Source organism: Nocardiopsis listeri, assembly GCF_020741345.1.
Classification (GTDB): domain Bacteria; phylum Actinomycetota; class Actinomycetes; order Streptosporangiales; family Streptosporangiaceae; genus Nocardiopsis; species Nocardiopsis listeri_A.
The window spans coordinates 1-4,801 of sequence record NZ_DYZD01000059.1; the positions used below are offsets into that span (position 1 = coordinate 1).

The 4,801-nt window shown below is 69.9% G+C and carries 5 protein-coding genes; 3 read left to right on the forward strand and 2 right to left on the reverse strand.

Annotated elements, in window-relative coordinates; genetic code table 11:
• Nucleotides 1-781, reverse strand: a 781-nt coding sequence (locus K8V84_RS03650; RefSeq protein WP_304070338.1) for a sensor histidine kinase, incomplete at its 3' end; no start/stop codon positions are given.
• A gap of 144 nt (nucleotides 782-925) precedes the next feature.
• On the opposite strand from K8V84_RS03650, the gene K8V84_RS03655 reads away from it, so the two are divergent.
• The 3 genes from K8V84_RS03655 to K8V84_RS03665 all read left to right on the forward strand — a co-directional run bounded on the left by K8V84_RS03655 (nucleotide 926) and on the right by K8V84_RS03665 (nucleotide 4,331).
• Nucleotides 926-1,855 (forward strand): ABC transporter ATP-binding protein, encoded by a 930-nt coding sequence (locus K8V84_RS03655; protein ID WP_304070341.1) that lies wholly within the window; start codon nucleotides 926-928, stop codon nucleotides 1,853-1,855.
• Nucleotides 1,848-2,666: an ABC transporter gene (locus K8V84_RS03660; RefSeq protein ID WP_304070343.1), complete on the forward strand. Its 819-nt coding sequence runs from the start codon at nucleotides 1,848-1,850 to the stop codon at nucleotides 2,664-2,666. Before K8V84_RS03655 ends, K8V84_RS03660 begins: the two co-directional genes overlap by 8 nt.
• 222 nt (nucleotides 2,667-2,888) lie before the next feature.
• On the forward strand, nucleotides 2,889-4,331 hold the full coding sequence (locus K8V84_RS03665) for an MDR family MFS transporter (protein WP_304070345.1): 1,443 nt from the start codon (nucleotides 2,889-2,891) through the stop codon (nucleotides 4,329-4,331).
• Between the two features lie 64 nt (nucleotides 4,332-4,395).
• Here the strand turns inward: K8V84_RS03665 and K8V84_RS03670 are convergent.
• The coding region (locus K8V84_RS03670) for an ATP-binding cassette domain-containing protein (RefSeq protein WP_304070347.1) at nucleotides 4,396-4,801 on the reverse strand (406 nt) is incomplete at its 5' end.

Sequence of the window (4,801 nt, forward strand, 5' to 3'; positions counted from 1 at the left end):
CGTTGGACAGCTCCACGGACAGGCGCACCTCACGGTAGTCGTCGACAGTGGCCCGCACGTCGTCCAGGGCGCGTCGGGCCAGTTCCTCGACCTCGCCGATCTGCGCGGACGCCACTTCCGGTTCGCCTCCCTTGTCCAGGACCCGCCGGGCCAGTCCGGCCTTGACCGCGACGGTGGTGAGACTGTGGCCGAGGATGTCGTGAAGGTCGCGGGCGACGCGTTCGCGTTCACGGGCGGTGGCCAGCTCGGCGACCTGCTCGCGGGCTCGGCGCAGTTCGGCGTTGGCCTCCACGAGGGAGGCCAGGAGCCCCACCACCGCGGTGACGGAGGCGATCATGATCAGGTCGGGGACCCGGCCGAGCGCGTCACCGGTGGCCGCGCCCCAGACCAGAAGGCCCAGCATGGTGGCCCCGGTCAGGGTCAGGATCCACAACAGTGGCAGCATCGCGGCGATGACCACGAGGGCGTAGAGCAGCACCCAGGGATTCTGTGGCCCGAGCCAGACCAGGATCGCCCACCCGGCGGCGAGCAGCCCCGCACAGACCGGCGGTCGAAGCGCGGGCCACCGCTCCCCCGTCAAGGGGATGGCCGCCAGACAGGCGACGGTGTACAACGTGCCGACCAGCAACACCAGGGCGACGGGTCGGTCCGGGGCCGCCAACGTCCACCCCGGCAGGGAGAGCAGCCCCAACAGGGCGCCTCCGAGCCGGACGGGCCGGCGCCGTTCCACCAGACGGCGCCCCTCCGCCTCCCGAACGGCGGATGCCCGCTGCGTTCCCACCCCGTCGCCTCCCGCTCTGACGCCCCTCTCCGGGCACAGGCCGACTCTACGACGACGAGGGCCGGCGCACCCCTGACAACTGTCACGGTGTCCTCCTGATAAAACAATGAGGTCCGATCCACCTCCACCCGTCAACGTGGAGGTATGACAACGACGACACCGGTGATCGAGGTCGACTCGCTCACCAGAACCTACGGCGACACCACCGTCGTCGACCATCTCGACTTCACCGTCCACCCAGGACGGGTCACCGGCTTCCTGGGGGCCAACGGGGCGGGCAAGACCACGACGATGCGCATGCTCCTGGGCCTGGAGGAATCCACCTCGGGGCACGCCCGGATCGGCGGCATGGCCTATCGGGACCTGCCCGACCCGCTGCGCACGGTGGGCGCCCTGCTCGACCCGCAGGCCCCGCACCCCGGCCGCACCGCCCGCGACCACCTTCGGTGGCTGTGCCGGGCCGGACGGATCCCCCTCTCCCGAGCCGACCACCTGCTCGACCAGGTCGGTCTCGGCGAGGCGGCGGCCCGGCGGGTGGGTTCCTTCTCGTTGGGGATGCGCCAACGCCTGGGGATCGCCGCGATGCTGCTGGGCGATCCGGCGGTGCTGGTTCTGGACGAGCCGCTCAACGGGCTGGACCCCGAGGGCATCGCCTGGGTCCGGGCCCTGCTGCGCGACCTGGCCTCCCAAGGCCGCACCGTGTTCGTCTCCAGCCACCTGATGGGCGAGATGGAGGCCACCGCCGACCACGTGCTGGTGCTGAGGCGGGGCCGGTTGATCGCCGACCTGCCCGCCGAAGAACTCTCCCGCGGTACCGGCGCCGCTCGGGTACGGGTGGTCTCCCCCCAGGTGGAGAGGTTGACCCGTTCGGTCGCTGGGCGCGCCACGGTGCGCTCGGTCGGCGAAGACGCGGTGGAGGTGGTGGGGCTGGACGCCCCCGCGCTGGGCGCGTTGGCAGCGCGGGAGGGCCTGGAACTGCACGAACTCACCCCGTTGCGCACCGGCCTGGAGGAGGCCTTCCTCGCCTTGAACAGCGAGGACGAGGACGCGAAGGAAGGGATCGACCATGCTTGACCACCGAGGAACCACCGTCGAGGGGGCGAAGACGCGCAGGCCCGGGTTCGGGGCGGCCCTCGCCGCCGAGTGGTCCCGTTCGACCACGCTGGTCCAGGCACGCCTCGCCCCGGTGGTGTGCGCCCTGGTGGGGGCCGCGGTGGCCGGGTTGTTCCTGTTCACCGCCGAGACCACCACCGGCGGCTCGGTGTCGGCGATGTCGGCGTTGGACGTGGTGACCACCTCCATGTTGGGGGTGGACGCGGCGACGTTCGTGGTGGTGGTCCTGGTCGCCTCGTTGGTGGCCTCCGAACAGTCCACCGGCCTGAACCGGGTCGCCCTGTTGGCCGTCCCCCGGCGCGGGCGACGTTTGGCGGCCTCGGCCCTGGTGATGGCCGCGGGCGGGATGCTGTGCGGACTGGCGGCCGGACTGAGCGCCTTCGGGGCCGGACAGCTGGTGAGCGCGCTCTCCGACGGGACGACCATCTCGTTCACCGCGCCAGGGGTGGCGCGCATCATACTCGGAAGCGTGGTGATGGTCCCGTTCTACGGCACGGTGACCTTGGCCTGCACCACGGTGGCTCGTTCGTTGCCCGGCGGTGTGGTCGGAACGCTGGGGCTGTTCATCCTGCCGACGGTCCTGGCCTGGATCCCGGGCGACTCCCTGGACGGGATCCTGCGTTACCTGCCGGGCGAGGCGGTGCACGCGGTCGCCGGGTTCGGCGCCGGAACGGACACCCTCCACCCGGTGACGGCCCTGGTGGTACTGGCGGCGTGGGTGGTGGCGTTCGTCGGTGCGGCGCACCTGTGGACGCGGCGTCGCAGCTGGTAAATCCGGCGAGACGGGACGTTCCGTCACCTAGACTGGACAAAGCGGTCTCCACTCTTCGAAAAACCACTTTCCTCACACGTCCCGGCGCGGAATACTGCCCTGTTCAGCGGGGTTGTCTCTGCGTCGGGACGAAGTCGGACTCAACGGTCATCGAAGCGTTCCCGTTCCTCTCCCCGCGATCCCCCGGACGTCCAGCCCACCCATGAGCGCCCAAGGAAGTAAGTGACCAGGCACACCCCACCGACCACCACGGACGAGGGCGCCGAACAGCGCGCCACCCGGCTCGTCATTCCGCTTCTCCTGGTCTCGGCGTTCGTCGTCATCCTGAATGAGACGATCATGGGTGTGGCCCTGCCCGCCCTCAGCCGGGACCTCGGGATCTCCGTCTCCACCGGGCAGTGGCTGACCTCGGCCTTCATGCTCGTGATGGCCGTGGTCATCCCCATCACCGGTTTCCTGCTGCAGCGGTTCCACCTCAGACAGGTCTTCATCACCGCGATGACCCTGTTCAGCCTGGGCACCCTGATCTGTTTCCTGGCGCCGAACTTCACGGTCCTGCTGCTGGGCCGGATCGTGCAGGCCTCCGGAACGGCGATCATGATGCCGCTGCTCATGACGACCGTGCTCAACATGGTCCCCAACGACCGCCGCGGCCGTGTGATGGGCAACATCTCCATCGTCATCGCGGTGGCGCCGGCCGTGGGACCGACCCTGTCCGGGCTCATCCTCAACATGCTGGACTGGCGTTGGCTGTTCGGCCTGGTCCTGCCGATCGCGCTGGTGGGCCTGTCCCTGGGCGCGATCTTCATCCGCAACATCACCGAACCGACCACCGCCCGCGTCGACGTGCTCTCGATCATCCTGTCGGCCTTCGCGTTCGGCGGCCTGGTCTACGGCTTCTCCAGCCTGGGCAAGGCCGCCGATGCCGGCGCCGGCATTCCTCCGGCCCTGGCCATCGGAGTGGGCGTCGTGGCCTTGGCGCTGTTCGTGTGGCGCCAACTGCGCTTGCAGCGTGAGGACCGGGCCCTGCTGGACCTGCGGGTCTTCGAGTCCCGCCAGTTCACCATCTCGATCAGTCTGGTGCTGGCCAGCTTCATGGCGCTGTTCGGCGTCATCATCCTGCTGCCGGTCTACATGCAGAACGTCCTCGGCCACGACACCCTCGCCACCGGCCTGGCGATGCTGCCCGGTGGTCTGGTGATGGGTCTGCTGGCCCCGATCGTCGGCCGCCTCTACGACCGGTTCGGGCCCCGCCCACTGGTCACACCGGGCGCGGCCGTGGTCACCCTGGTGATGTGGTCCATGACCACCTTCGACACCGAGACCACGATCGCCTCCATCGTGACCGCTCACGTGTTCTTGAGCATCGGTCTGGGCTTCATGTTCACCCCGTTGCTGACCGGTGCGCTGGGCTCCCTTCCACAGCGGTTGTACTCCTACGGCAGCGCCGTGGTCGGTACCGTGCAGCAGGTCGCCGGCGCCGCCGGCACGGCCGCGTTCATCGCGGTGATGACCGCGGTGGCCACGAGCCATGTCGAGGGCGGCATGGGCGCCGTCGCCGCCGAGGCCGGCGGTATCCACGTCGCGTTCATACTCGGTGCCGCCATCACCACCCTGGCGTTCTTCGCGACCTTCCTGGTCCGCCGTTCCGAGCCCGCCGAGTGATCTGGCACCCACGGAAGGGGCGGTGACCGATGAAACGGTCACCGCCCCTTCGTCGTGTTCGGGGTCAGACCCGGGCGTAGGCGTCCAGGTCCAGGCACGGCCAGGTCCCGACGTCGCGCAGCAATCGCCGATCGTGGGTGGACAGCACCACAGCGGCCTCGGTGGCTTGGAGGGCCTCGGTGAGCTCGTCCACCAGCGCGATCGACAGATGGTTGGTGGGCTCGTCCAACAGCAGCACGTGCGGCCGGTGGGTCAGGGCCAGTGCCAGGTCCAGGCGGCGGCGCTGACCCATGGACAGTTCACCGACCCGCTTGCCCGTCTCCCGTGGGCGCAACAACCCGAGCGAGGACAGGCCCACGGACCCGTTCGCGTCGGCGTACACGTCGGCGGCCCGGCGGTCCGGTGGCAGATCGGACTCCTGCCGCAACAGCACGACGCGGGCCTCGCCCGAGCCGTACACCCGGCCGGTG

Excerpts from the sequence above, each read along its gene's own strand:
- K8V84_RS03655 (WP_304070341.1), top strand. The coding sequence starts at position 926 with ATGACAACGACGACACCGGTGATCGAGGTCGACTCGCTCACCAGAACC.
- K8V84_RS03660 (WP_304070343.1), top strand. The coding sequence starts at position 1,848 with ATGCTTGACCACCGAGGAACCACCGTCGAGGGGGCGAAGACGCGCAGG.